Below are 24,984 nucleotides of genomic sequence, written 5' to 3'. Positions count from 1 at the left end.
TAGTTAGTATTTATTTTCTTCTGTCTCTGCCTGCGCCATCAATTCCGCCTGCTGCAGTACAAGATCAATCGCCATCTTCTCCAGATCAGGTGGATACCCGTATTTCTTCAAAAGCCGTTTAACCGTAATCCGCATTTGCGCACGAACATTTTCACGAAGCGTCCAGTCCACCTTGATATTACTCTTGATGGCCTGAGTTAGCTCATGAGCAATCTGCTTGAGAACCAGATCACCCATTAGCTCCTTCGCTGTTTCATTCGAGGCCAGCGCATCGTAGAAGGCTACTTCTTCCTTGATAAGCCCAAGATCTTCGCCGCGCTTAACGGCAGCGTTCATCTCCTTAGCCATCTGGATTAACTCTTCTATGACCTGCGTTGTCTCGATGGTGCGGTTGTTGTATTTACGAATAGCTTCCTCAAGCATTTCGGAGAATTTTTTTGACTGAACGATGCTCGTACGAGAAACGGACTTCACCTTGCCTTGAAGGAGTCTTCTCAGCAGCTCGACCGCAAGGTTTTTCTGCTTCAACCCTCGCACGTGCTCCAAGAATTCATTCGATAAAATGGCGATGTTCGGCTTCTGCAAACCGACTGCTTCGAGAATATCGACTACTTCATCCGACATAACCGACTTGGAGATCAGTTGGTTCAATTCAGTATCCAGCTCATTACTCGTTTTCTTCTTGTTCTCCGTCGTAATGATTTTGACGATACCCGATTTTACAGCCTTGTAAAAGCTGATCTCCAAGTTAACCAGTTCAGCAGCTTCTGTCGTAGCGCATAGAGCATAGGCCTTCGCCAGCTCCGTCGTCCAATTAACAAAATTACGTTTGCCTTGATCACCAAGTCCAAGCACATAGTCCACCGTCTCAACGATAGCTTTCATTCGCTCGGAGGCTTTCTCCGATTTAAACTTCGAGAAATCATGTCCGTGCAACTGTTCGCGAATGAGTTGGATACGCTCCAGCATGAAATCAACCGCTTGGTCCGTATCAATACCCGCAGTCTTGCGATCATTTTCCGTGTATTGCTGAAGCGCTGACTTCAACATATCCGCAATACCGATATAGTCCACGATGAGGCCGCCCGGCTTGTCACGGAATACCCGGTTGACGCGAGCAATGGCCTGCATCAGGTTATGACCCTTCATCGGCTTATCGATATACATCGTATTCATGCTCGGTACGTCAAACCCGGTTAACCACATATCGCGCACGATGACGATCTCTAGGGGATCGTTCAGATCCTTCATTCGTTTGGCCAAATGCTCCCGACGTCGCTTCGTCCCGATATAAGGCTGCCATTCGGCCGGATCACTTGAACTTCCGGTCATGACGATTTTGATTTTTCCCTCGTTGTCGTCATCACTGTGCCAGTCTGGGCGAAGCGTGATAATCTCTTTATAGAGATCGATGGCAATGCGCCGCGACATCACTACGATCATCGCTTTGCCATACATGGCCCCTTTGCGCTGCTCGTAGTGGTTGACCATATCCTTGGCGACCTGTTTGATCCGCTTCTCCGAACCGGCTAGTGCCTCGAGTCGCGCCCATCTGGACTTCAGCTTCTCTTGCTGAGAAACCTCCTGATACTCCGTAATTTCTTCATACTCCTCATCGATTACAGGGCGTTCTGTATTCGATAGTTCCAAACGCGCAATTCGGCTCTCATAGTAAATCTTGACGGTCGTTCCATCTTCCACTGCCCGAGTCATATCATAGACATCAATGTAATCACCAAAGACAGCTGGCGTGTTTTTATCGGTCAACTCAACCGGCGTTCCTGTATATCCGATGTAGGAAGCGTTCGGTAAAGCATCCCGCATATATTTCGCATAGCCATACTTAATGTTTGCCTCATCGTCCGATGCGACCATCTCTGCCTGGAAGCCGTACTGACTGCGATGTGCTTCATCAGCAATTACAATTACATTTCGGCGATCTGTAAGTACAGGATACTTGGATTCGCCCTCTTCAGGTGAGAACTTATGAACCGTTGTGAAAATAATCCCGCCCGACTCCACCGCCAACAACTGTTGTAGGTGAGTGCGATTCTCGGCATGCTGCGGAGTTTGGCGAAGCAAGTCTTTCGACTTGCTGAATGTTGCATATAGCTGATCGTCCAAATCGTTACGGTCGGTTACAACCACAATCGTCGGGTTATCAAGTGTCAGGACTAGCTTCCCGGCATAGAAGACCATGGATAGGCTTTTCCCAGAGCCTTGCGTGTGCCAGATGACCCCGATCTTCCGATCGCCTTCTTCCATCGTCGCTCTTTCCGTACAAGCTATCGCCTTGTTGGTGGCGTGATACTGGTGGTAACCCGCCAATATTTTAAAGAGACGTTCTCCATCCGTCTGAAACAACACAAAATGCTTGATGAGATCCAGCAGACGGCTTTTTTCGAACATGCCCTTGATCAACACTTCCAACTGCGGCAGGGAGGAGGAGGCCACGTCTTCGCCATCAATGGTGCGCCACATCATGAACCGTTCCTCATCTGCCGTCAATGTACCCACTCTGGCATTTACGCCATCGCTGATGACTAAGAAGGAATTGTACGTAAAGAGGGACGGGATTGCCTTCTTGTATGTTTGCGCTTGATTGTAAGCTTCACTGATTCCCACTTCTTCGTTGGAAGCACTCTTGAGTTCCAGGACCACAATCGGAAGACCGTTAACGAACACCACCACATCCGGACGCTTTTCCACCTGATTTTCAATGACCGTGAACTGATTCACAACAAGAAAATCGTTATTGTCCACCCGGTCAGGGTGAGTATCGAACAACCAAACTTTCTCGGTCAGGTAGTCGCCATTTGCTGCTCGATACTGGACATCGATTCCGTCAGTGATCATTTTCTGAAAAGCTTTATTGTTGATCATCAGGCTCGGGCTGCGAGGCACTTCGATGATGCGAATCGCTTCCTCAATTGCTTCCCTAGGCAACTGCTTGTTGATCCGAATGAGTGCTTCGCGAAGACGCTCTTTCAGAATGACGTCTTGATATAGCAGCCTTTCTGGATATTCACCTTCAGGTGAAATTTCCGGGCCGTAGGCTTTGTTGTAATTCAGTTCTTCAAACCATTCTATTGCGGCCTGCTCCAGGTCGCTCTCGGTGTAGGATGTGGTATACAAGGCCATGGATGCACCTCCTTCGTTTAAGTGATGGAATACTCTTCTTTGCTTTCTGCGGCCATTGAAAGTTCAGTCGTCTGAACGAATTCTTGCTTCATAGGTGCTCGAATTTCTCCTGACATGAGTTTTGGGAGGAGGGTATTTCGAATATTTTTAAGATTTTCTATTTGAATAATGTTGTTATATATCAATTTGGACTGCTGATCCATTAAACTATTAAATTTATTTTCTAAATCAATATGAGGCTTTAAAACTTTGTGTTTAATGAAATGGGTTACCTTGATGCTCGGTTGCACCGATCCAATATTGTAAGAGATCAAATCATTTTTAATAAACTTTAAATATTGATACATATATAAGTGTGATATTCGGTTGCTCCTTAATGCAACTACATTTTGAGCAATACAACCCGTATCCCCATAAAAGAGCTTCATTTCGGCCAAACTTCCCACCGTAGATAAAAGAATATCACCTGGTTTTGGATGGCCATTTCTAAACCAACTTTCATATGTATCTCGATTAACAAATTTCAAGCAGTTATCAAAATTTATGATTCTACTTGGACCCGATAATGCTTTAACATCAATAATTGGATAGGCTGTTTTCCCATTAGCTAATGGAGGCGTCTTGCCTCTATTATCAATTACATTTATCAAATCTCCTAAATCAAAGATTCCCCACCCCTTAGGAATCAATCCCATCTCACTTTGCTCAAACTCACCACCGCTGGACTTATAGGGTTCTCCATTTTCATTTGGGAACTCAAAATCCACAAACCAACGTTTGAAAAGGGCTTGGGCCATTTCTTCAAGGTTTTTATTGATTGAGTTGTTGAGCTCTATCTTTTCATCCAGGCAGGATAATATTTTAGAAATCGCTTTCTGTTCTTGTACTGGTGGAAATTTAAACTTCCATTTCCCTATAACATCTACTTGTGCCCTTTGTCGTCCGGATGTTCCAGTCATAGATTTAATTGCCATGCTTCTAAACTCAGGAGAAATCGCGAGATAGTAAACAAATTTATTGTCCGACAATCCCTCTTTCCCTTTTAATACAATAAACTCTGTTGAACCAAATCCAATTTCCCCATTGCCAAGTATGTCTACATATGAAGTTTTCCCGTTTTCCAGACAAGGTGTTATTCTTGCTAGAAGGGTGTCACCATTTATAAACTTCGATCCACCAGTAAATTCGCAAATTTCAAAGCCGCTAATCTTCCTAGTATAAGAATCCAAGTCAGCCATTGAAATCTTTTTGGAAACTGTTCCTTTCTTCAACTTGTAACTAGGATTTATTTGCACTAGATCTTCAACAGATGATTCTGTCCATTCAAAACTCAAACCCAATCCCCCCAAGCTGCTTGCGAATCTCATCTTCCAGGTGGCGCGATTTGGCGAACTGCTCCGCCACCTCTGATGTTAGTCGAACCATTTTATCCTCGAAAGGCTCGCTATCTTCCTCGACATCTTCAATCCCAACATACCGTCCCGGCGTCAAGATATATTCGTGCTCCTGCACTTCCGCAAGTTTCGCCGCTTTGCTGAACCCTTTCGTGTCTTCATATGCCCCGGTTTCAGACTGACCGCGCCAAGCATGATAAGTATCCGCAATTTTCTTGATATCCTCGGAGGTTAACTCACGATGCGTGCGATCGACCATTTGTCCCATTTTGCGAGCATCGATGAACAGGATTTCGCCACGACGGTCACGTTGCCCTTTAGGTGCTTTATTCTTAGCCATAAACCAAAGGCAAACCGGAATTTGTGTCGAATAGAACAACTGCCCCGGTAAAGTGACGATGCAATCCACCAAGTCTGCATTGACCAGCTTACTCCGGATTTCGAATTCAGCTGTCGTGCTCGTAGACATTGAACCATTCGCCAAAACAAATCCGGCGACGCCGCTCGGAGCAAGCTTATTCACCATGTGTTGAATCCAAGCATAGTTAGCATTTCCGGCAGGCGGAATACCGTAAGACCAGCGTGCGTCTTCTGTCAGCCTAGCACCGCCCCAATCGCTGATATTGAACGGGGGATTTGCCAGAATGTAATCCGCCTTCAGGTTCTTATGCAGATCGTTATGGAACGTATCCGCATGATGCTCACCCAAGTTGCTGTCGAGGCCACGGATCGCCAAGTTCATTTTACACAGCTTCCATGTCGTCGGGTTTGACTCTTGGCCATATACTGCGATATCGCCAAGTTTGCCTTGATGTTCTTCGACGAACTTCTCGCTCTGAACGAACATTCCCCCGGAGCCACAGCAAGGGTCATAAACCCGGCCTTTGAACGGCTCGATCATCTCAACCAGCAACCGGACGACACTGTTAGGCGTATAGAACTCACCGCCGTTCTTACCTTCCGCGCTGGCAAACTTGCTAAGGAAATATTCATAAACCCGGCCAAGCACGTCTTTGGAACGGCTATCTTCATCGCCGACTTTGAATGAGAACAAGTCAATGACTTCACCAAGTCTCGTTTTATCTAGTGCGGGTCTAGCATAATCCTTTGGCAAGACCCCTTTGAGCGAAGGATTTTCTTTCTCGATGTCGATCATCGCTTGGTCGATAATCTGCCCAATCTCCGGTTTCTTGGCATTGTTTTTGATATTGCTCCAACGAGCGTCCTTCGGCACCCAGAAGATGTTAGCAGCAACATATTCATCCCGATCCTCCGGATCCGCATAGGGCTCATTCTGTAGGGCCGTGTACTTCTCTTCAAAAGCATCCGATACGTATTTAAGGAAAAGCAGGCCCAACACTACATGTTTATATTCCGCAGCATCCATGCTGCCGCGCAGCTTGTCGGCCATGCCCCATAATTTCTCTTCAAACCCTAGGTTCGCTGTTGCCATTCTAAAGTTCCCCCTCAGTATAGTTCACTGTAAAGCTTGTTTTTCACTTGCTCCCAACGAGCCGTTGCATTACGAACAGCCGCTTTGAAGCGTTCCTTCTCTTCCACATATCGATTAAGACGAACAATCTGTTCCTCTTTAGAGAGGAGTGGTATTTCGATTTCTGCAACATCAGAAGGATTCAAGTTCATTACCGTTGTACCGCGTTGAAAGCTCTGAATAAGCGTCGTTCCAACCGGACTTTCTAGAAATATTTTCGCAAATCCGCTTAAGATCGATGACTTGAACCGTATGACTATGATGTTGGCAGAAGCAATGACCATGCTCTCTGATTCCGGAAAAATGGCGAGCTTATTCACCGTACCACGGCAAGCCATGACGAGATCGCCCGGAAGAATCTCATAGCGCTTAACCTTCCGCTCTTCCTCGTCAATAGTCTCCAACTGTTCCAAGCTTACCTCGCCGTCTCCCAGGTTGGAGATATTCAGCACCTTGATGTTTCCTGCTTTTAAATCCTGCTTCAGGATGGATTTCCCTCGGAAAATATCCGCAATATCCCGCAGCTTCACCTTAGGGACAGGGGCCTGCTGGAAGGAACGCAGCGTGTCTTGATCTTCATCTAGCAGCACATCAATTCGCCAGTTATCGAGCTGAGCGAAAGTCTCGGCATGGATCGCGATTTCTCGCTCTATTGCCAGTGACATTTTCTGAAGCTGTAATTGACCGAGAAGTACTTGGTCCGTAGGTGATTTTCCGAATTCAATCTGGTAAGTCTTTACTGACGTATAGGGCCGGAATAATCCATCTGGCAGCATATGTACGGATTGGATAGGGAACGACTCGTTCGTCTGTCCTCGCCATTTCGCGATACTTCCCGATTGAAACATCATACGCGCGGGGAACGTGACGCTAATTCTTCCTCCGTCCTGCAAAAGGGGGAGTAAATGATTCACTGCCACACCTTCCGAGTCTCTAATGGTCGCATCGTCGCCTTCGTCCATTTTCAATCCAAAGTTCGGAATGGATAAGATTGCGTCGAATTTCTCTGTCAGAGGCAACGGTTGATAAATCGACCCTTGAATGACTTGAACGTTAGGATACGGATCAAAATAGGTCTTCAGCAGTTTAGCGATAACGTAACTCTCTGTCAGCAATGTAATCGCGAAAGAATGCTTGTAAACTTGCGTTTCCACGAGTCCACGTAAATATTTCTCAGTTTCCGTAATGAGCAGGGTTCGGTAATGGTTGCGTTCGCACATCATTTTGAATCGTTCCATAATACCGGAATGAACGATAATACCGCCCGTAACACGATCCTGCTGAAGCGTCTGCATGGCGTAATCCAATAAGTCCATATCCTTGCCAGCTTGGTACAACCTATAGAATAATTCCCGATCTCCGGGAAAATGTCCCAACTCTCGTTCTCCGATGTAATCCTTCATCCATCGAAACAGTATTTCCGGCTCCAGGACCGTTGCATGCGCTACTCCTTGAAGCTCCAGCATCCTTCTCGTTTGTACAACCCGGACCGCTTCCCGAAGCAATTGATCCCGGGAGCTAATGTCATGGAGCAAGCAAATATTCCAGAACGTTTCAATCAATGAATCACCCTCTAGCACTAGGAAGTTACACCTAAATAATACTATAACCAAATTGAGTATTACAATACTAAAAATAAAAAAAACCGACCCAAGTCGGTTCTTTAGGACATGAATTTGCCCGCGAGTCTAAACGCCCAATCACGTATGGTGTCGCTCTGATAATGCTTTAGCTTTTCTATATTCATTCCACTACATTGGCTGAGGACATTCTGATCCCAATGGCCGCCCTTACGAATTAGTCCGGCCAGAAGCTGCTTAATGTTTTGCTCAACCGCTCTAAATGTAATTTGATCTGATGGACGTAGAATAAGCGTAGATATGGACCAATCATCGGGTCTTGCCACTTCGACAACGTAAAATGTCGTGTTTCCGTAAGCCACCTGAACAACGGCACAAGTCCTGCGGGCTCCGTTAACACATACAGAGAAACGCTTGCCGGGCGGCACCCTTATAACCGACATTTTTACGCTTACTGGAAATGACTTCTTTAAAATCTCAATCATCTGAAAGAACGGCTCAAGACCCATCGCTTCATTGGCAGGGATCGTCTCCAAGGTTTGAAAGTCGATAGGAGGGGTATCGCCACCGACCATCGTATCTTGAGTACTGACTTCTTTTGTTCCTGCATGTTTGCCGCCTCGCCCCGAGGAAACGATAACTTCAGTCCCAGTATTTGAATGTTTCACATTTAGGCGACGAGTCTCAATTACAGGAGAATTGATGAACTTCATGATCGTAGGTGAAGTTTCAAGGACATCCTGATTGATATCTTCTTTAGCATTGTCGCTTTGATCATTCAGAACATAGTCGTTATCCTTGGCTCCGGATATGATTCTGACGGATTTATCACCTGAACTCCATTCGCGCTTCTTCTTGGAAGGATGCCAGAAGAGGATCTCGTCTGACGGATGCCGAAAACCGCCGATGGCCAGAATCTCTTTTACCAAAACATAATCCATAAACTGAACGCCTCGAACTTGCAATTGAATTGGGCCGATCACAGGCAGATTAACTTCAAGTGGTATACCCTTTTTAAATGTTGCAGTAGGATTGTACGGCGAATTCTTAACCGCTTGACTGAACATGTTCTGATAAACGGAATCCCACAGGGATCGAATCCTCGAGTCTGTATGTATCCATGATAAATGACGTGCATTATTGTCGGTAGCTAATTTGGCCGGAACTCGACTGGTCAAATCGAAATGAAGTATTCTCCCCTGAGAATGACTATTATCGACAAGCAGATCCAAGCCATGCGGTTGAAGCAAATAATAGGCCAAGTACCTCGAATTAATGAACATGGCTCTGATTAATTCAATGACTGGAATACAGTACGTTGGACCACTTGTTCGATACTGAATAATATTCTGTAGCCCGAGTTCTGGATTTTTACCGAAATCGATTAGACGCTTAGGCAGCTTAAAGCTGTTTGTAACTGTCCCTTGATCTAGGGAATCTATCGTGAATTGGAATGCTGATCCGCTCATAGGTCTGATCTGATCATAAACTCCGTTCGAATAGATTTGACCTATGCGCAAATAAGGAAGTGTTCCCCAAGGGTAGGATGCAACTTTTATCCCCGAGACACTCGTTCTGAACGCCACACGAATACGCCAGTTCCCCTTGTAATCCATAAACGGAGAGCCAAACCAAACTAACTTTGCCTCCTGGTTCTCCGGAAATGGCCAAGATTTCAGTTTCAGTGCAACCATGAAGACGTCCCCTCTGAAGATATGACTGTGTACATAAATCTGCTTTGACCGATACAACGATCTATTTCATCGGATACTTCTTGCGAATAATTCGGCCTTAGCCCTGCAAGTTTCTCAATTTTCCACCGTTTCAATGGCCATTCACCTGTCAGTTGTTCTGCTGCCCAGCGTACTCTGCGCTTCTGAAACTGAGTTACCGATTCCAAATAGGTTGACATGGTCCGCATTGTTACTGGAAGCTTATCGCCGTGTTTCTCAAGCCAACTTAACTTGCCAATACGTTTGCCGATTAAAGCAATCGAAATCCGAATAGGCTTGGAGTTGAGATCGGATAAAATAGATTTGCATGCCGATTCAACCTCCCAGCTTAGCTCCAAATCGCGCTTTTCCCAATCAACGCGTATCTTGGGTGCATTCCTTGAAACGGGCGAGGAAAGATTCCTTCTGGCCTTTTGGGATCTCCTTTCATGCGGCTGTTTAGCAGTTTCAACTATATCGGTGTGGGCATATTTAATCACGATATTCGTGTCTACCCCAAGAATTTTAGCGACGGCACGGTAGGATAACCCCTCTTGAATACATTGTTCAAGTTTGCCTACCCATACGGGCCCGAACGACTTAATGCGTCCTCGATGAAACTTATCTTTTTCCAATTGATCTGGCCCTCTCCGAGAATAGGAGAAGCCGCACGAACACATGAAGGTCCCGACAGGGCGTCCAGTATCAGAGCAACGAGTAATGTTACATTGCGTTACAACAAGCTTTTCATAGTGTTCAGCTGCTTTATTGAGACATGGCCAAGGGCCAATACCAAATGGCCCGTCATAATCTTTCGAACAATTTAGGAAATCGCCAAATGAACCATACAAATAGCGGATAAGAAGTAGTTGCCGCAAAGGATGAATGGCCCAACGCACTTTTCTTGTTGATAGCGCCAACCAAGAGTAGTCCCTATCCGTCAGATTACTCTCGAGCAATTCTAATAGCTCGGGGCTATAAAAACGGACAAGCTGTTCTTCCAGTTTTTGTTGTCGAATATGCTCTCCCGCTGTCACGAATCCCTGCTCTGCTAATCTAGGAAGGATTTTCTGCCGTGAATCATATAAAGCTGGCGGCTCGTCCAATTGGACGAGCATCTGAATATCATCTGCAATACCCATTAGGCGATCGATTAATTTATCAGGTAAAGATTCAATGATTGGTGCCGAACGAAACATATGTCTGGAAATCGGCAGAACAGTTAGCCCATGCCGATCAGACAATGGTGCCGTGATTTCATGTAAAATCCTTTGATGCACATGACAAAGATATACGCCAGGTAATTGATGAACTCGATGCCAGTAGGGTTCACCATACCTTTGAATATCTTGCTCGTAACACGAAGGACAAAAGCGCAAACGATTCGTTCTATCAATCGTGCTTGCAGTAATACCTACCAGAGCATGGATACCCGATCCATCCGAGCTTTTCATTAAAGTTCTTACTCGATTAGCACGTTCTCTCGGTAGAAAAGGAGCGTAATACAGGAAAAAGGTGTGGCGATCGATCCAAACATCGGCACTCATCCCTTGTAATTCGCTACTTTTCGATAATGCTTCAAGATGACTGGGAAGGTCGATTGTGGGAATTACGTTATCAGTCTCGTATATTTCTCTGAAAGTCCATTTTGGACTCTCATTGTTGGTTCGTAAGTGATATCGAGTTATGACACTATAGAGGAGTTCATCCGGATACGGAATTGGAAGCACACAACCTTGTATCATTTGCTCACGACCTTTAACCGAGAAATTCTAAGGGATCTTTTATGTATCCCGCAATCTTAAGCGATTCGTAAGCAGCTATCTTTTTCTTCTTTCCATGGGATACGATCACGCGTAAATCAGCTGGTTCTGAGGGCACAATTTTCGGATTCCTTCTTTGGCGCAGCTCAGATGACTTGTCAGGTATCGGATTTTTCTTCTGGAAAGCCAACGCATGCTTCAGTGCTTCTTTATGTAAATCTACATGATCCAACTCGTGCAAATGGGCTTTTGTCACTTCTTGCGCTGACTTAAGCGCTATTCCTTGGTCTACTCCAGCATCAATAAGCCATGCGCTTAATTCGGTAACCGTTTGCTCGGTCACATCGAAACCAAGCTCTGTACGGATAACTTCCAATCGTTCGGCCTGCCGTTGTTCAGCTTCAATTCGGTCCAAGTAATCATCGATGGACACGCTGTCGTAGATGTCGGCAAACTTCTGAATTTGTTTCTTCTTCCCTGAACGCAAAGCTTCTAAAGCCGGTCGAATGAGGGTCAATCGATCCTTCGCAACAGAACGGATTAATTCCGGTGTAATATGATCAATTTCTTTATCAAGTGCTCTCCATTGGGTTAACATGAACAACTTAATCGCGATGTCTGATATTCCTTGAGACTCGTCATACATGACATCGATGAAGGTTTGGTCTAAATCCACTTTGTTGTTCGTCCATTGATATTTCCACAGCCCTTGCAGCAGCCACGTCCATTCGTCGTCTTTCTTGAAGTGGTGCCATGTGGCGTCTCCCTGACCACTATTACGCCGGGCATTCCTGAATTCTCCGTTAAGTGCAGGAAGAGCCTTATACGTTCCAACCAGAATGACCGGCAATCCAATGGTGTTAACCAATTGAACGAAGAAGTTAAGCATTTGTGCCGCTCGATCATCCTTGGCCTCTTGCAGGTTCTGAATTTCATCAATGACAAGCACTCCCAGGCAGTGCACGGCGGCGGCTTGAGCCATTAAAGGGAGCAATTCGTCCGGATTCTTTGTCGCGTTTTTCTTGTAATACTTGGTTCCGACTAAGCTATCTACCGCTAGAAGGAAGTTCAGGCATAGTCCTCTAATCGAGCCGTCATGAGGACAATCCATCTTCAACCATACGATTTGATACGGTGCAGGCATATCTTGGCCTTGATATTTGCGATGCAAAATCACTTGCGGATACATCTGCAGAATGCGAAGCAAACTGCTAGATTTGCCGATGCCGGATATTCCAACTAAAGCGAACCCGGCCGAAGTGGGTGTATTCACCGGATACCCACTTGTGTTGCCTTGCATAATGAGTTCATAGGCGTCTTTACGAGCCCTGAATGCATAGTTGGGGGTAAGTGGGTTACGCCCTACATAACCGTCTCTAATCAACCTGGAGATGCTACTCTGCAATTCCAAATGTCTGGATAAAGGCCGGAAAAAATCTCGAGAAATGCGTTGAACACAATGAAGTCGAAGGTGGACAGGTAGATCTCGCTCGGATACTTGGAAAATCGGTTTGGAGGCCAGTTTGTTCACGACCGTCTTATCGTCCCAAATCGCTGGCAAGGCTTCTAAGAGTGGATTACCACGATAGTCCTCCAACAGGGGATCTTGATAATCGGCTTCTACAAATTCGCCGCGGCTGAAATGAAATAACGGAATATCGAATTCCCTCACTCGTCATCACCTTCTTCATTCAAAAAAGCTTTGATTTTCGATAGCTTATCCGCTGGCGGAATATACGATTGTTTCATCTCGTTGTGATTATCACGTTTCAAGGGGACCACATTATCGCTTGGACGCTCCGTAGATGGAGCCTTCTCAGATAACTGAAACGCTTCTTGTTCTCGATTTAATAGTTTCTCGTTCGTACGGCGTTGTCTTGAGCCCTTAACGCGCTGATTATTGCTTTCCTCGCTGTGCTTAATGGCCTCGTTCGTCTTCTGGGTTGCCTCTTTCACAATAGCTTCTCGCTGGGCGTCGAGCTCTACTTTGGAATACATATTGCTCGTTTCTTGATGTCGTCCTTGATATCGTTCGATTTCCAGTAAATCTTCGACTTCCTCGAACCTCTTATTTTGATATCGCTCTTCGCGTTCAAGAAGCGTACATATCTCAAACTGATGACCAATATCCATCCACAGATAAATTTCATTCGTCGAGCGAGGGTCATAGCACACCTTAACTCGCCACGTTTTACCCGCACGCGCCTTAACGAACCATTGCTCTCGCATCGCAAGATCGCATCCGTAATGCATACCCTTGAATTGAATCCCCGCAGAGGTTACTGTAGCTTCTCCTTGCAGCATCAAATTCAACTTCACGATATGCTCAGGCTGTTTCTTGAGTCGGCCATTCCGATTAATGATTCCCCAACGCCACAACTCTCTCGGTATTGGTGTTACATCTTCTGCAACCATGAATTCATTACGGTCATACCAGAGCATATGATGATGATTATTGTGATACAAAACATTTTGGATCATGATTTTAGTGAACTCGCGGAGGGTCAACTTCGCATCCAAGCGATAATCTCTTTCGCCACGTTCGCGAAATCGCTCTTTGATAGCTCCCGGAATGAATCGGATGCTTCTCAGGTTGGTTAAGCGGAATTGCTGCTCTACGATTCCCTTCCAGTCTGCTCGATAAGGTGGAGCGTTCTCTACATCCACACCCAGTACATCTATAAGATGACTCGGCTTATTACCTTCAAGCTCTCCCCGGTCCGCCGTCAGTTTTTGAGGCAAATGGCTGCTTACCCACTCCTCAGGCTCAATAGGGATCCCATATTGCGCGCAAAATCGAACCTTATTGGTCGTCGTATTGGCAAGTGCCATCATGGCACCAATCCAGCTAGGACCTTCTAATCCAATATAAATGCCGACAATGTATCGGCTGAATACATCGATAACGATGTAGATAATTGGACGGCCAATAATCCATTCTCGCCGATACTCACTAACCAAGTAAACGTCAGCAACAGTTGCGTCGACCTGAAACCGGGAGCCGGGACCAAAGCTCTCATAGGTGGAGCTTCCGAGAATCGGACGATAGTCTAACGCGAATCTTTTATTTCCATGTCGGCTTTTTAGCGTATCCTCCAAGTCCATTTCTTTCTTGAACCAGTACTTGTATTGCCCAAATGTAGGCAACTTCTCAGGTGGAGGAAGAATGGGCACAAGAGCATTCCCGCTTTGTCTGAACCCAGATGCAAAAAATTTTTCGAGTGTTTTCTGATAGGCATGCTTTAGCGGCGCTTTATCCTTGTTGTTATAAAACAATCGGATGCCGGAACGAAGTAACTGCTTGGTTTCCTCGTCGATATTAATGCCTACAGGCGCGTCTTCAAACTTTCTCGGACGACCACGCTTTATCTCCTTTGGTTCCCTGTCATTTCCGAAACTCCCGCAATTATTGAAGTGGGGCAAAAGGGCGTTTTTCATCTTCCCACCTTGCCAATATCTACGCAAATAACGGTAAAGGGTGCTCTTATGTAGACCTGTCCGTTCTTGTGCTTCTCGAATTCGCGCTCCTCGAAACCCTTTATCGAAGCACGCCGGTTCGTCCACAACAATTTCTTTGATTGCGTCCCATGATTTATCTCGCAAAGACAGATGCTCGCTATCAATTCCTGAATCCAATAAAGGGATGCTGTCGTTGATCCATTCAATTTGTCTACAAAGATTGGACTCAAAACCGACTGTATACTCAGTGTAAGTCTTCATGACTGGAAATGCTTTGTCATCTTGCATCGCAATGCTAAAGAGCAAATCTCTTGAGGGAGAGATCCATAATATACGTTCGATAAGACGATTCTCAGAGTCAGACAGGCTCCACTCAACAACCATATTCTCACATAGAGTTTGCAAGATTTTTACCCGCCTTTCGCAAGCTTTTCGACCTGTACGTTAACAATGAAGTCCTTCGCTGCAAGCGTTGGCTGAATTCTTTCATTCATATTGACCGACCATATCTTACGAGCAATAAAGTGACGAAACATCGCCAATGATGTGCCTACTTCCAGCCCTAGTTGTTCATCGCAAGATAAGCAGGCTCTAGCAATTGTTTCTCCATCTTGCAAACGAGATGCCAGTATTCGCTGCAAATTCTGAACTGTATATACGCCTAACTCGGAAATATCATCGTTATGATACTCTTTGTGAACCCATTCGATATTTCGAATCAATACTTCAGGCAAGTCTTGATCCGTGATCATTCCCCAATCGACATGTCGCGATTCCCAGTACAACCTCTCAATTTCGAATTTTTCAATCGTACGCTCATTTTCAATTTGAGAGGCAGGCTTTACCGTTCTAGCATAGTTTTTATCTTTGAACGTAATCATGAAGTCCGTTGTCATCACAATCGGGATTCCGGTTTTAGGATCTGTTGGATGCTCAACGCCTACTTTTTCTGCAATTAACAAAGTTTCTTCGAGTGGAAGAAGGGGGAACTGCTCGCGGATATCCGATACATCATCGGAATAATCCAGCAGATAGCAATAATCGCGTTCGATATCAGAAAGTAACTCATGTCTTCGGCCAGTCGTCCAGCCAACTCCACGAGTTACTCTGCCTTCCGAGGGAACGTCTTGAATTCTAAGCCAGGGAAGGTATTCCTTTCCTGTCCCTTGGCCTCTTCCTTCTTTAATGAATCGTTCAATCTTTGCTTCCGTGATCTCGCGTTTTCGTTTTGCCATGATGTCACCTCCAAGAACATAAAAAATAGGGCTACCTGAAGGCAGCCCAAATGGAGTCATGTTGTTATTCTGGATGTCGATTCTGTAGACAGTAGAAGAGCTCCTAGTAGAAGTATGGCCAGAAATGTGAGTCTAATACTTTATTTTCTCAGTCTACAACTTTATTTTCCCAGTCTAATACTTTATTTTTCAGTCTAATACTTTATTTTCTTTTGACAAAAGATGTTCTTATTCCCTTCACCCCTACTCAACCGTCACACTCTTCGCCAAGTTCCGTGGTTTATCCACGTCAAGGCCACGAGCGACAGAAGCGTAGTAAGCAAGCAATTGCAATGGAATGACGGTCAGAATCGGTGTGAGCATTGGCAGAGTGGCTGGCATGTAAATGACCTCATCCACACTCTTCGCCAGGTCGTGGTTGCCTTCAGTCGCAAAGCCCAGTACATGAGCGCCGCGAGCTTTTACTTCCACGATGTTGCTTACCGTTTTTTCGTAGATGTCTGGTTGCGTAGCCAAAGCTACAACTGGAACATTATCTTCAATCAGCGCAAGTGTACCGTGCTTCAACTCACCAGCTGGATACGCCTCGGAGTGAATATAGGAGATTTCTTTCAGCTTCAGAGAGCCTTCCAGCGATACCGCATAATCGAGGCTGCGGCCGATGAAGAACAGGCTGCTTACCTCTTTTGTGCCCTCCGCAAAGCGACGAATTTGATCATCGTCATTCAGCATGGAAGCGATTTTGCCAGGAATCTCACTCAGGTGCTCAACGACTTCAGCAACCTCAGCAGCCGCCATGGTGCCTTTTACTTGAGCCAAATACAGGCTGAACAAGTACAGGGCAACGACTTGGGAGGTGTATGCTTTCGTAGATGCTACCGCTACTTCTGGACCCGCCCACGTAAAGATCACTTCGTCAGCTTCACGAGCTACAGAACTGCCTACCACATTGGTGATAGCCAATACCTTCACGTTGCTCTTCTTCGCCTCACGCAGCGCAGCCAGCGTGTCCGCTGTCTCACCAGATTGGCTGATGACGATCATCAGTGTCTTGTCTGTGTAGATCGGATCACGGTAACGGAACTCGGAAGCGACTGCTACCTCTACAGGTACGCGAGTCCATTTTTCGATAACATCCTTACCGACGAGTCCTGCGTGCATGGAAGTACCGCATGCCACGATGTAGATGCGATCGTATGTCGCCAGTTCCGCATCGCTCATTTTCAGCTCAGGCAAAATCACTCGCTTGTTGTCCTCGTCAATGCGGGCACCCATGGTATCGCGAACAGCTTGAGGCTGCTCGTGCATTTCCTTGAGCATGAAGGAATCATATCCGCCTTTTTCCGCTTGTACCAGATCCCACTCGACATGGAACAGTTCCCGCGCGATTTTCTCGCCGGTCTCTGCGTTCATCAGTTCCACACCATCGCGAGTCAACACAGCCATTTCGCCTTCGTTCAAAATGTACACGTCACGTGTATGCTCCAAAATAGCCGGGATATCCGAACCGATAAAGCTCTCGCCTTGACCCACACCAACTACCAATGGGCTAGCCAAACGAATCGCTACCAGCTTATCTGGCTCGTGCTCCGTCATGATTCCCAATGCATAGGCACCACGCATGCGTTGAACAGCACGACGCGCTGTAGAAACGATATCGCCATCGTACATGTCAGCGAGCAAGTGAGCGATAACCTCGGTATCTGTCTCAGAAGTGAACGTGTAGCCTTTTTCCAGCAGCTCTTCTTTCAATGGCAGGAAGTTTTCGATAATCCCGTTGTGAACGACTGCAAAAGCTGATTTCTCGTCTGTATGTGGGTGGGAGTTCTCGTCAGACGGTTTTCCGTGTGTCGCCCAACGTGTATGCCCGATTCCCATAGAACCAGCCAATGGATTCGACTCCAAACGACCTTCGAGAACAGCCAGGCGACCCTGAGCTTTTGAGTACTCCAATCCGTTTGCATTCACGACAGCGACCCCTGCTGAATCATAGCCGCGATACTCCAGCTTGCGAAGTCCTCCGATCACGATGTCTTGCGCTTGTTTATTTCCAATATATCCAACGATTCCGCACATAAGTGTATGGTCCCCTTCCAATTTGGCGAGGGACTTCGACCCGAACAATGGTACGAGGGTGAGTCCCCCGCCATTCCATGTTTTTTATATGATCATTCTGTTTCATCTATTTCGGCAATGGTAAAAAACGTATCACACGCAAGGTTTTGTCCATCAGATCACCCTGATGTTTTGTCCCTGCGCTCTGCGGCAGTGATACTGCTGCCGGGAGGTATCCGCCGAATCCTTCGATAAACCTCCACCTCGTCCACTGGGCTCCATGTCGGGCAGCCTCAGTGCTGGCGCTTTCCAATGGTATGCATTTGATTTACGGTGCTTGTTCTTTTTTGCACAATCCCTCCCATTTTTTTCTTTCTTGGTGCTAGCGCACATGAACACTGTACCACAGATTGTGGAGAGCGACAATATCTCGTCGTCGTATTTTAGTTGTATGCAAAAGGGAGCGGTGTCGAAACCGCTCCCTGCAACTTTTTACACTAATTTTACACCAGTTCTTGTTTGACCACGTCAACGATCCGATTTACGAGCCCTTCCAACTGAGACGCATCTGGACCTTCTGCCATGACACGTACGATTGGCTCTGTTCCGGACGGACGAACCAGAACGCGACCATTGCCAGCCAAATCTTCTTCCACTTCACGAATCACCTGTGCAATCGCTTCATTGCCATTCAGCTTTGACTTGTCCTCTACACGGACATTGATCAGAAGCTGCGGATACTTGACCATCACTTGTTTGAGCTCGGACAAAGGCTTACCAGACTCCTTGATGATGTTCAAGAGCTGCAGACCCGTTAACAGACCGTCTCCTGTCGTATTGTAGTCCAGGAAGACGATATGACCGGATTGTTCGCCACCGAGATTATAGCCACCGCGCAGCATCTCTTCTACTACGTAGCGATCCCCTACAGCAGTCTTCGTCGTATTGATGGAGCACTCCTCCATCCCTTTGAAGAAGCCCATGTTGGCCATTACGGTCGTGACAACTGTATTGTTGTTGAGCTTTCCTTTTGCCTTGAGTGCTCGTGCACAGATCGCCATAATATAGTCGCCGTCAATGATTTCACCATTATTATCTACTGCAATGCAGCGATCCGCGTCCCCATCAAAGGAAAGACCCAAGTCAGCTTTATGCTTCAAAACTTCTTCTACTAGACGTTCAGGATGCGTTGAACCGCACTGGTCATTGATGTTGATTCCATTCGGATTCGCACCAATCGTGATCACTTCAGCGTCCACATCCGCAAACAGACGAGCTGCCAATGATGAGACAGCACCATTTGCACAGTCCAGGACTACCTTCAGACCGTCAAATCGCTCAGATACGGTACTCTTCAAGTGAGAGAGGTACTTTTGTCCACCCTCCAGGAATTCCAGAACCGTCCCGATTTGTTCGCCTGTTGGTCGAGGCAAAGTATCCTCTGCCGCGTCCAAATACTGTTCTACTTCAGCTTCCACTTCGTCGGACAGTTTAAAACCGTTGCTGCCGAAGAACTTGATTCCGTTATCCGGAAACGGATTGTGAGAGGCGGAGATCATAACACCCGCATCTGCACCAAGTGCACGTGTGAGATACGCTACCCCCGAGGTGGAGATAACACCCAATCTGACCACTTCTGCTCCAACCGATAACAGTCCAGCCAAAAGTGCGTTTTCCAGCATTTGTCCGGAAATGCGCGTATCGCGCCCAATCACCACTTTTGGTTTCCCTTCCTGCTTGTGTCTGGTGAGAACGTAACCGCCAACGCGTCCGATTTTAAATGCCAGTTCGGGTGTCAGTTGTGTATTTGCTACACCGCGTACACCGTCTGTTCCGAAATACTTCCCCATGATTGTCCCTCATTTCCTTCCTTGTGCACACAACAGCTTATGTCTACCTTTGCTTGTTCGTGATTTGAATTGTGACCTTTTTCGGTGCGCCCGCAGAAGTCTTGATATACTCCGACTGATTGAAGATGTAATTCAATGGTACTTCGTATACACCGGCCGGCATATTGCTGACATCTGCTACGACCTGCAAGTCTTCATGCCTCAACTGATTCAGCACGTCTGGTGCGCCGATCACGTCGAAGTCGATTGTAGACATCTCCTGGCCATCGGTGGATAGTACCTTTGCTTCCATGCTTTCTGATAGCCCGCTAATGCGAATCGGAATCTTATCCAAACGCTTGGTCGTTGATGGAACGACTTTCAGCGATACGGTCACATACTCCGGCTCAACCTTCACAATATTATCCATTAACGGTATCTTTAACTCTATGTCGCGATCTGATGTAATGTTGCCGAGATCGATTTCCGGGCCTGGGTATGTGTTGGATTTGATGCCATCAATGACTTCCTTCGGTCCATAGACCGTGACCTCTTCCACATTCATACCCATACTAGCCAAACTATAGCCATTCGGTAATTCATTCGTCAAGTTTAATTTGATTGGCACTTTGGCAAACGGACTCGTTACGGGGATGTTGACTTCTACCGTAAGTGGCACCACATCCGCCCCTTGAATCACGTTACCAGACTTGTCCACGACTTTGAGCGGAACCGTTGTCTTAATTGCCGAAGTAGCCCCTTCCAAGTCAACCGAAGCCTTAACCGCTGCTACCTTATTCACTTGGCTTTCAGGTACCCTTACAAGCGCTCTAAACGGCTTCACAATAGGCTCTCCAGCCGTGTAACCAGGGGCGACCTGTCCCAATTTCTCCACGGAAACTTCACGCTCAACGGTCTTTTTCTCTTCCAAGGTAATTTCCACGATATTCGGGATGATCCCTACCTTGACTTCATCCGGGAATCCCTTGTACTGGACAGGTACACGATGCGTTCCTTTGCCCAGGTTTGTCGCATCGACATACACTTCCCACGATTCCTCTGGGAAGAAGTTGTGCCGATAAAAAGGATTATTGCTTTCCAAGGCGACCTTTACCGTTCGTTGCTGCTTAACCACTTGATAACGGTCGGTATCGTATCTCACATGCAAATTGACACTATCAATAAAAGTTGGCTGACTTGCCTCAGGAGTCGTCGTTTGTTCTGCTTCCAGATTGACAATCATCCACGTCATGATAGCCAAAAGCAACGCAACAGCACGTGCAAACCAGTGACTGTTTAACCATTTATCCATGTTTTCGCCTCCATTGCCAACGACTTCCCATGGATTTGCCTTTGGACAGAGGCTGAAGCTGTTCTGTCAGCATCTCTGCCAGTTGCGCCTCCGTCAGATTGCGATTCATTGCTCCATGCGCGGCAAAGGACACCTGACCAGTCTCTTCGGATACGATGATCGCAATGCCATCGGAAACCTCACTTAACCCTATTGCCGCTCGATGGCGCGTCCCCAACTCCTTGGAGATGGAATTGTTTTCAGACAGTGGAAGATAACAGGCAGCAGCCATAATCATGTCTTTTCGCATAATGACTGCACCATCATGCAACGGTGTATTCGGAATGAAAATATTAATCAACAGCTCTGAGCTGACTCGCCCGTTAATGCCAATACCCGTTTCCACGTAGTCATTTAGACCTGTCTCTCTCTCAATAACGATCAATGCACCAATACGACGCTTGGCCATGTACGTAACCGATTTGCCCACCTCTTGAACCAACCGGCTAACCGCCTCATCATCCTGCGTACTGCTTGAACGGGAAAAAAGCTTGCCTCGACCAAGCTGCTCCAGTGCTCGACGCAACTCCGGTTGGAAGATAATGACGACCGCCAAAACCCCGAATGTAAAAGCTTGATTCATCAACGCGTGCAGTGCCGTCAGCTGAAAATATTTGCTGAGGAACCATGTGATGACGATGACCATAATCCCCTTCAGCAGTTGTACAGCGCGCGTCCCGCGAATAAGCATAATGATTTTATAGAACACGTATGTAACGAGTAAAATATCCGTTGCATACCGTAGCAAATCCCCATAATCCATGGATATCGATATCATAACGAAGCCCCCATATCTCGCTCCATCTAATGAAGTCAGTCTATCGCCTGCGGAAAAAGCACGGCTCCACTGCCGTGCTCTGATAGCTGTACTCTCTATTTTCTCTTATGGCAAGATCGGAAGCAAGTCATTTCCAATATTTTTCACCTCATACCAAATCCAATCTACGATCGCTTCGATTGATTCGGTATTTCCCACGACTTGGGCGGTAGATGCCACGAACACTTTTCCTTCAATGGCCACAACATTTCCTGTTACATGGCCTTGAACATCTACGTTTCCGTTGCGGACAACCACGTCTCCATTAATATTGGTTCCTGCTGGTACAACTACGACATTGCGTTCACGATCTATTTTTAATTTATCCAAATTAGCAGAGGATACCTGTAGAGTGTCATCCCTGTCAAACCAACTGTTGAATACGCTGCCGGTCATCAAAAAGAGAAATACCGCTGCAGCTGTCAAAAACGGATGATTTCGAAGCCATCCTGATAACAGATTCGCTTTTGTCGGCGCAGGCAATTGCGCAAGTACACGAGCTGTAAAATCAGAAGAGACATGAATATGTGAAGCACTTTGAACAAAAGCGATGGCTCTCTGCAACTCATGCATATGCTGGCGACAACTCACACAAGACTTTATGTGTGTTTGTAATTGCAGATTGGCTAATTCATCAGTGTCCCCATCTAAATATTCGTGGATGAGGCAAATCATATCCCGGCATTCCATCGTGATTTTCTCCTTTCTCACATCAATCGCAACTTGCTGCGTAATGCTTCCCTTCCTCGGTGAATACGCGTCTTGATTGTCGTTATGGGAAGCTTTACGATATCGCTGATCTCCTGCAACGACAAATCCTCAATATAACGCAAGATCATAATCGAGCGATATTTGGGCTGTAAGTGAGACAAAGCATCTTGCACCGTCTCCTGCAGCTCCTGCGTTACGACTTTGTCCTCCGGTGTTCGCTCGTTAGAAGACAGGCGTGAATACCAGTCCAGGCCTTGCCCTGGTTCGGTTTCTTCATCCAATGAAAAGTCAGGTCGTTTTTTCCGGCCACGGTCGATACATAGATTGGTCGCGATCCTGTAGATCCACGTGGAGAACTTATAACTGTCATCGTATGAATGCAAATTGGCATAGACACGCAAAAATGTTTCTTGCGCGATGTCCTCTGCATCCTGGCGGTTTCCCACCATACGATATGCGAGCTGAAATATCTTGTCTTTATAAATCTCGATTAACTCCGCAAAAGCTTCACGGTCTCCGCGTTTTGCCCGCTGAGTCAACCGTTTCTCTACAAAATCCATGCGATCCTCCCCACAATACCGTAATCCTATATACGGATGATACTGCATATGGTTTCATTTTTTATCTTGTGTTTGTGCGGATAACTTGTTGGGAAATAGAGGAATAAGCAGATTGCTTTCCTCTATATATAAGTAATGATAGCTCATTTATCTCACGGGTGGAAAGGAGAGTGCAACGATTGTCAAAAAAAGACGTTCTCCTCGAAATAGAGATGCTGCGAAAAGAACTCAACGAGCAGTACAAAAAACAAGCCTGCATTACTCCAGAATTAGTGACACTAAGTGTACAACTGGACCAACTATTAAATAAACTTCGTCTCCATCCTTAGAATGTACAGCTTTCCCCTATCAATGTAAAGATGCGGAAAAACAAAAAAAGAGGGCCAAAAGCCTCTCTTTTTTCATGACGATCTTCATTTATTTTACAGTAATTTATCACCAAAAACGGAACTCATTAAAGCGACTGCAACGCGAGCTGTCATGTTTTCTCGGTCAAGAATCGGGTTAACCTCTACGAATTCTGCCGAACAAAGAATATCTGCATCTGCCAGCATCTCCAATGAGACATGCCCTTCACGATAGGAGATACCACCTATTACTGGCGTCCCTACTCCCGGAGCATCGTGTGGATCAAGTCCATCCAAGTCGAGACTCAAATGCACACCATCTGTGTTTTTGGACACATGCGCGATTGCTTCATCCATGACTCGAGCCATACCCAATTTATCAATTTCATGCATGGTGAAAACCTTCATCCCAATACGCTTGATCAGTTCACGCTCACCTTGATCCAGATCACGCGCACCGATGATGACCACGTTTTCTGCTTGTACCTTTGGTGTATATCCCCCAATGCTCGTCAGACGCTCATGCCCATACCCCAAGCTTGCTGCCAAAGGCATACCGTGAATATTTCCCGATGGAGAAGTGGCACCCGTATTCAGATCACCATGAGCATCAAACCAAATCACACCCAGGTTTTTTACGTGCTTAGCCACACCTGCAATGGTTCCAAGGGCAATACTGTGATCGCCACCCAATACGAGCGGGAATCGACCAGCAGTCATGATATCGCTTACAACATTAGCAAGCTTTTCATTGGCTTCCACAACTTCATCCAGGTATTTATGGTTATCCGTCTCGGTGAAGTGGTGAGGACGCGTTACAAAAATATCTCCTCGGTCTTCAATGTTGAAACCCATCTTTTCCAGGCGTGCTACCACACCTGCATAACGGATAGCGCTAGGTCCCATATCAACTCCGCGGCGGTCTGCACCTAGATCCATCGGTACACCAACAATGCTCATGTTTTTGTTCATAGAAGTGCCACCCTTTCCTTCGTTCATTCATTTTCTACCCCTATATTGTAGCCCCGGAAAGCAAAATGACTCAACTCGACATGATTTTGCATAAATAACCTGTCGGACAAGCTTTGTCAAAAACACAAAAAAACGAGCAACCATTTCGGTTTCTCGTTTCTAGTAAGCATATGGAGCGGGTGATGGGAATCGAACCCACGCGACCAGCTTGGAAGGCTGGAGTTCTACCATTGAACTACACCCGCATAAAAAATGGTCGGGAAGACAGGATTCGAACCTGCGACCCCTTGGTCCCAAGCCAAGTACTCTACCAAGCTGAGCTACTTCCCGATAAGTGGCGTGCCCTGAGAGATTCGAACTCCCGACCTTTTGATTCGTAGTCAAACGCTCTATCCAGCTGAGCTAAGGGCACCTATTATGATTTTAAAAAACTGGTGAGCCATGAAGGACTCGAACCTTCGACCCTCTGATTAAAAGTCAGATGCTCTACCAACTGAGCTAATGGCTCGCAAAATGGCTGGGGTACTAGGATTTGAACCTAGGAATGACGGAGTCAAAGTCCGTTG

The 24,984-nt window shown here is 46.3% G+C and carries 17 protein-coding genes and 4 tRNA genes; 1 reads left to right on the top strand and 20 read right to left on the bottom strand.

The window, feature by feature from the left end:
* Positions 1 to 3 precede the first annotated feature (3 nt).
* The 15 genes from ACQ5DJ_RS27070 to sigW form a co-directional block, all read right to left on the bottom strand.
* Positions 4 to 3,141, bottom strand: a complete 3,138-nt coding sequence (locus ACQ5DJ_RS27070; RefSeq protein ID WP_429845136.1) for a type I restriction endonuclease subunit R — start codon at positions 3,139 to 3,141, stop codon at positions 4 to 6.
* Positions 3,142 to 3,158: 17 nt separating this feature from the next.
* On the bottom strand, positions 3,159 to 4,475 hold the full coding sequence (locus tag ACQ5DJ_RS27065) for a restriction endonuclease subunit S (RefSeq protein ID WP_429845135.1): 1,317 nt from the start codon (positions 4,473 to 4,475) through the stop codon (positions 3,159 to 3,161).
* Complete coding sequence (locus ACQ5DJ_RS27060) at positions 4,465 to 5,988, bottom strand: type I restriction-modification system subunit M (RefSeq protein ID WP_429845134.1); 1,524 nt, start codon at positions 5,986 to 5,988, stop codon at positions 4,465 to 4,467. Before ACQ5DJ_RS27060 ends, ACQ5DJ_RS27065 begins: the two co-directional genes overlap by 11 nt.
* A gap of 14 nt (positions 5,989 to 6,002) precedes the next feature.
* Positions 6,003 to 7,607: a restriction endonuclease subunit S gene (locus tag ACQ5DJ_RS27055; RefSeq protein WP_429845133.1), complete on the bottom strand. Its 1,605-nt coding sequence runs from the start codon at positions 7,605 to 7,607 to the stop codon at positions 6,003 to 6,005.
* Between the two features lie 83 nt (positions 7,608 to 7,690).
* Positions 7,691 to 9,301, bottom strand: a complete 1,611-nt coding sequence (locus tag ACQ5DJ_RS27050) for a Tn7-like element transposition protein TnsE (RefSeq protein WP_429845132.1) — start codon at positions 9,299 to 9,301, stop codon at positions 7,691 to 7,693.
* Positions 9,289 to 11,064, bottom strand: coding sequence for a TnsD family Tn7-like transposition protein (locus ACQ5DJ_RS27045; RefSeq protein WP_429845131.1), 1,776 nt, complete (start codon positions 11,062 to 11,064; stop codon positions 9,289 to 9,291). Before ACQ5DJ_RS27045 ends, ACQ5DJ_RS27050 begins: the two co-directional genes overlap by 13 nt.
* Positions 11,065 to 11,077: 13 nt before the next feature.
* On the bottom strand, positions 11,078 to 12,754 hold the full coding sequence (locus ACQ5DJ_RS27040) for an ATP-binding protein (protein WP_429845130.1): 1,677 nt from the start codon (positions 12,752 to 12,754) through the stop codon (positions 11,078 to 11,080).
* Entirely contained in the window at positions 12,751 to 14,946 is a 2,196-nt protein-coding gene (locus ACQ5DJ_RS27035) for a Mu transposase C-terminal domain-containing protein (protein ID WP_429845129.1), read from the bottom strand. Before ACQ5DJ_RS27035 ends, ACQ5DJ_RS27040 begins: the two co-directional genes overlap by 4 nt.
* A 5-nt stretch (positions 14,947 to 14,951) precedes the next feature.
* Positions 14,952 to 15,776: a TnsA endonuclease N-terminal domain-containing protein gene (locus ACQ5DJ_RS27030; RefSeq protein WP_429845128.1), complete on the bottom strand. Its 825-nt coding sequence runs from the start codon at positions 15,774 to 15,776 to the stop codon at positions 14,952 to 14,954.
* Between the two features lie 243 nt (positions 15,777 to 16,019).
* Complete coding sequence (glmS, locus tag ACQ5DJ_RS27025) at positions 16,020 to 17,852, bottom strand: glutamine--fructose-6-phosphate transaminase (isomerizing) (protein ID WP_429845127.1); 1,833 nt, start codon at positions 17,850 to 17,852, stop codon at positions 16,020 to 16,022.
* A 482-nt stretch (positions 17,853 to 18,334) separates the two neighbouring features.
* On the bottom strand, positions 18,335 to 19,681 hold the full coding sequence (gene glmM / locus ACQ5DJ_RS27020) for a phosphoglucosamine mutase (RefSeq protein WP_429845126.1): 1,347 nt from the start codon (positions 19,679 to 19,681) through the stop codon (positions 18,335 to 18,337).
* Between the two features lie 43 nt (positions 19,682 to 19,724).
* Positions 19,725 to 20,972, bottom strand: coding sequence for a CdaR family protein (locus ACQ5DJ_RS27015; RefSeq protein WP_429845125.1), 1,248 nt, complete (start codon positions 20,970 to 20,972; stop codon positions 19,725 to 19,727).
* A complete protein-coding gene (cdaA, locus tag ACQ5DJ_RS27010; RefSeq protein WP_007725283.1) occupies positions 20,965 to 21,789 on the bottom strand; it encodes a diadenylate cyclase CdaA in 825 nt (274 codons plus the stop codon). Before cdaA ends, ACQ5DJ_RS27015 begins: the two co-directional genes overlap by 8 nt.
* Before the next feature lie 105 nt (positions 21,790 to 21,894).
* Entirely contained in the window at positions 21,895 to 22,518 is a 624-nt protein-coding gene (locus ACQ5DJ_RS27005) for a zf-HC2 domain-containing protein (protein WP_429845124.1), read from the bottom strand.
* A 17-nt stretch (positions 22,519 to 22,535) separates the two neighbouring features.
* Complete coding sequence (sigW, locus tag ACQ5DJ_RS27000) at positions 22,536 to 23,099, bottom strand: RNA polymerase sigma factor SigW (RefSeq protein WP_016742677.1); 564 nt, start codon at positions 23,097 to 23,099, stop codon at positions 22,536 to 22,538.
* A 158-nt stretch (positions 23,100 to 23,257) separates the two neighbouring features.
* Here sigW and ACQ5DJ_RS26995 point away from each other — a divergent pair, with 158 nt between their 5' ends.
* Positions 23,258 to 23,428 (top strand): Spo0E family sporulation regulatory protein-aspartic acid phosphatase, encoded by a 171-nt coding sequence (locus tag ACQ5DJ_RS26995; protein WP_429845123.1) that lies wholly within the window; start codon positions 23,258 to 23,260, stop codon positions 23,426 to 23,428.
* Between the two features lie 93 nt (positions 23,429 to 23,521).
* On the opposite strand, the gene rocF is transcribed toward ACQ5DJ_RS26995, so the two are convergent.
* The 5 genes from rocF to ACQ5DJ_RS26970 all read right to left on the bottom strand — a co-directional run bounded on the left by rocF (position 23,522) and on the right by ACQ5DJ_RS26970 (position 24,926).
* On the bottom strand, positions 23,522 to 24,418 hold the full coding sequence (rocF, locus tag ACQ5DJ_RS26990; RefSeq protein ID WP_429845149.1) for an arginase: 897 nt from the start codon (positions 24,416 to 24,418) through the stop codon (positions 23,522 to 23,524).
* Between the two features lie 171 nt (positions 24,419 to 24,589).
* Positions 24,590 to 24,663, bottom strand: a tRNA-Gly gene (locus tag ACQ5DJ_RS26985).
* 8 nt (positions 24,664 to 24,671) lie between these two features.
* Positions 24,672 to 24,748 (bottom strand) — tRNA-Pro (locus tag ACQ5DJ_RS26980).
* Between the two features lie 5 nt (positions 24,749 to 24,753).
* Positions 24,754 to 24,830: transfer RNA gene (locus ACQ5DJ_RS26975), tRNA-Arg, on the bottom strand.
* Positions 24,831 to 24,850: 20 nt separating this feature from the next.
* Positions 24,851 to 24,926 (bottom strand) — tRNA-Lys (locus ACQ5DJ_RS26970).
* Positions 24,927 to 24,984: the final 58 nt, after the last annotated feature.

The sequence above is a fragment of the Brevibacillus sp. FIR094 genome, from assembly GCF_050477165.1.
GTDB lineage: Bacteria > Bacillota > Bacilli > Brevibacillales > Brevibacillaceae > Brevibacillus.
Note: the sequence above shows the minus strand (reverse complement) of the source record. Positions and strands in the feature narration are given on the sequence as shown.

What these genes read in the sequence shown, in the direction of transcription:
- ACQ5DJ_RS27060 (WP_429845134.1), bottom strand. Translation starts at nt 5,988, where the DNA reads ATGGCAACAGCGAACCTAGGGTTTGAAGAGAAATTATGGGGCATGGCC.
- glmS (WP_429845127.1), bottom strand. Translation starts at nt 17,852, where the DNA reads ATGTGCGGAATCGTTGGATATATTGGAAATAAACAAGCGCAAGACATC.
- cdaA (WP_007725283.1), bottom strand. Translation starts at nt 21,789, where the DNA reads ATGATATCGATATCCATGGATTATGGGGATTTGCTACGGTATGCAACG.
- ACQ5DJ_RS27030 (WP_429845128.1), bottom strand. Translation starts at nt 15,776, where the DNA reads ATGGCAAAACGAAAACGCGAGATCACGGAAGCAAAGATTGAACGATTC.
- ACQ5DJ_RS27050 (WP_429845132.1), bottom strand. Translation starts at nt 9,301, where the DNA reads ATGGTTGCACTGAAACTGAAATCTTGGCCATTTCCGGAGAACCAGGAG.
- ACQ5DJ_RS27005 (WP_429845124.1), bottom strand. Translation starts at nt 22,518, where the DNA reads ATGGAATGCCGGGATATGATTTGCCTCATCCACGAATATTTAGATGGG.
- ACQ5DJ_RS27045 (WP_429845131.1), bottom strand. Translation starts at nt 11,064, where the DNA reads ATGATACAAGGTTGTGTGCTTCCAATTCCGTATCCGGATGAACTCCTC.
- rocF (WP_429845149.1), bottom strand. Translation starts at nt 24,418, where the DNA reads ATGAACAAAAACATGAGCATTGTTGGTGTACCGATGGATCTAGGTGCA.
- ACQ5DJ_RS27070 (WP_429845136.1), bottom strand. Translation starts at nt 3,141, where the DNA reads ATGGCCTTGTATACCACATCCTACACCGAGAGCGACCTGGAGCAGGCC.
- sigW (WP_016742677.1), bottom strand. Translation starts at nt 23,099, where the DNA reads ATGGATTTTGTAGAGAAACGGTTGACTCAGCGGGCAAAACGCGGAGAC.
- glmM (WP_429845126.1), bottom strand. Translation starts at nt 19,681, where the DNA reads ATGGGGAAGTATTTCGGAACAGACGGTGTACGCGGTGTAGCAAATACA.
- ACQ5DJ_RS27015 (WP_429845125.1), bottom strand. Translation starts at nt 20,972, where the DNA reads ATGGATAAATGGTTAAACAGTCACTGGTTTGCACGTGCTGTTGCGTTG.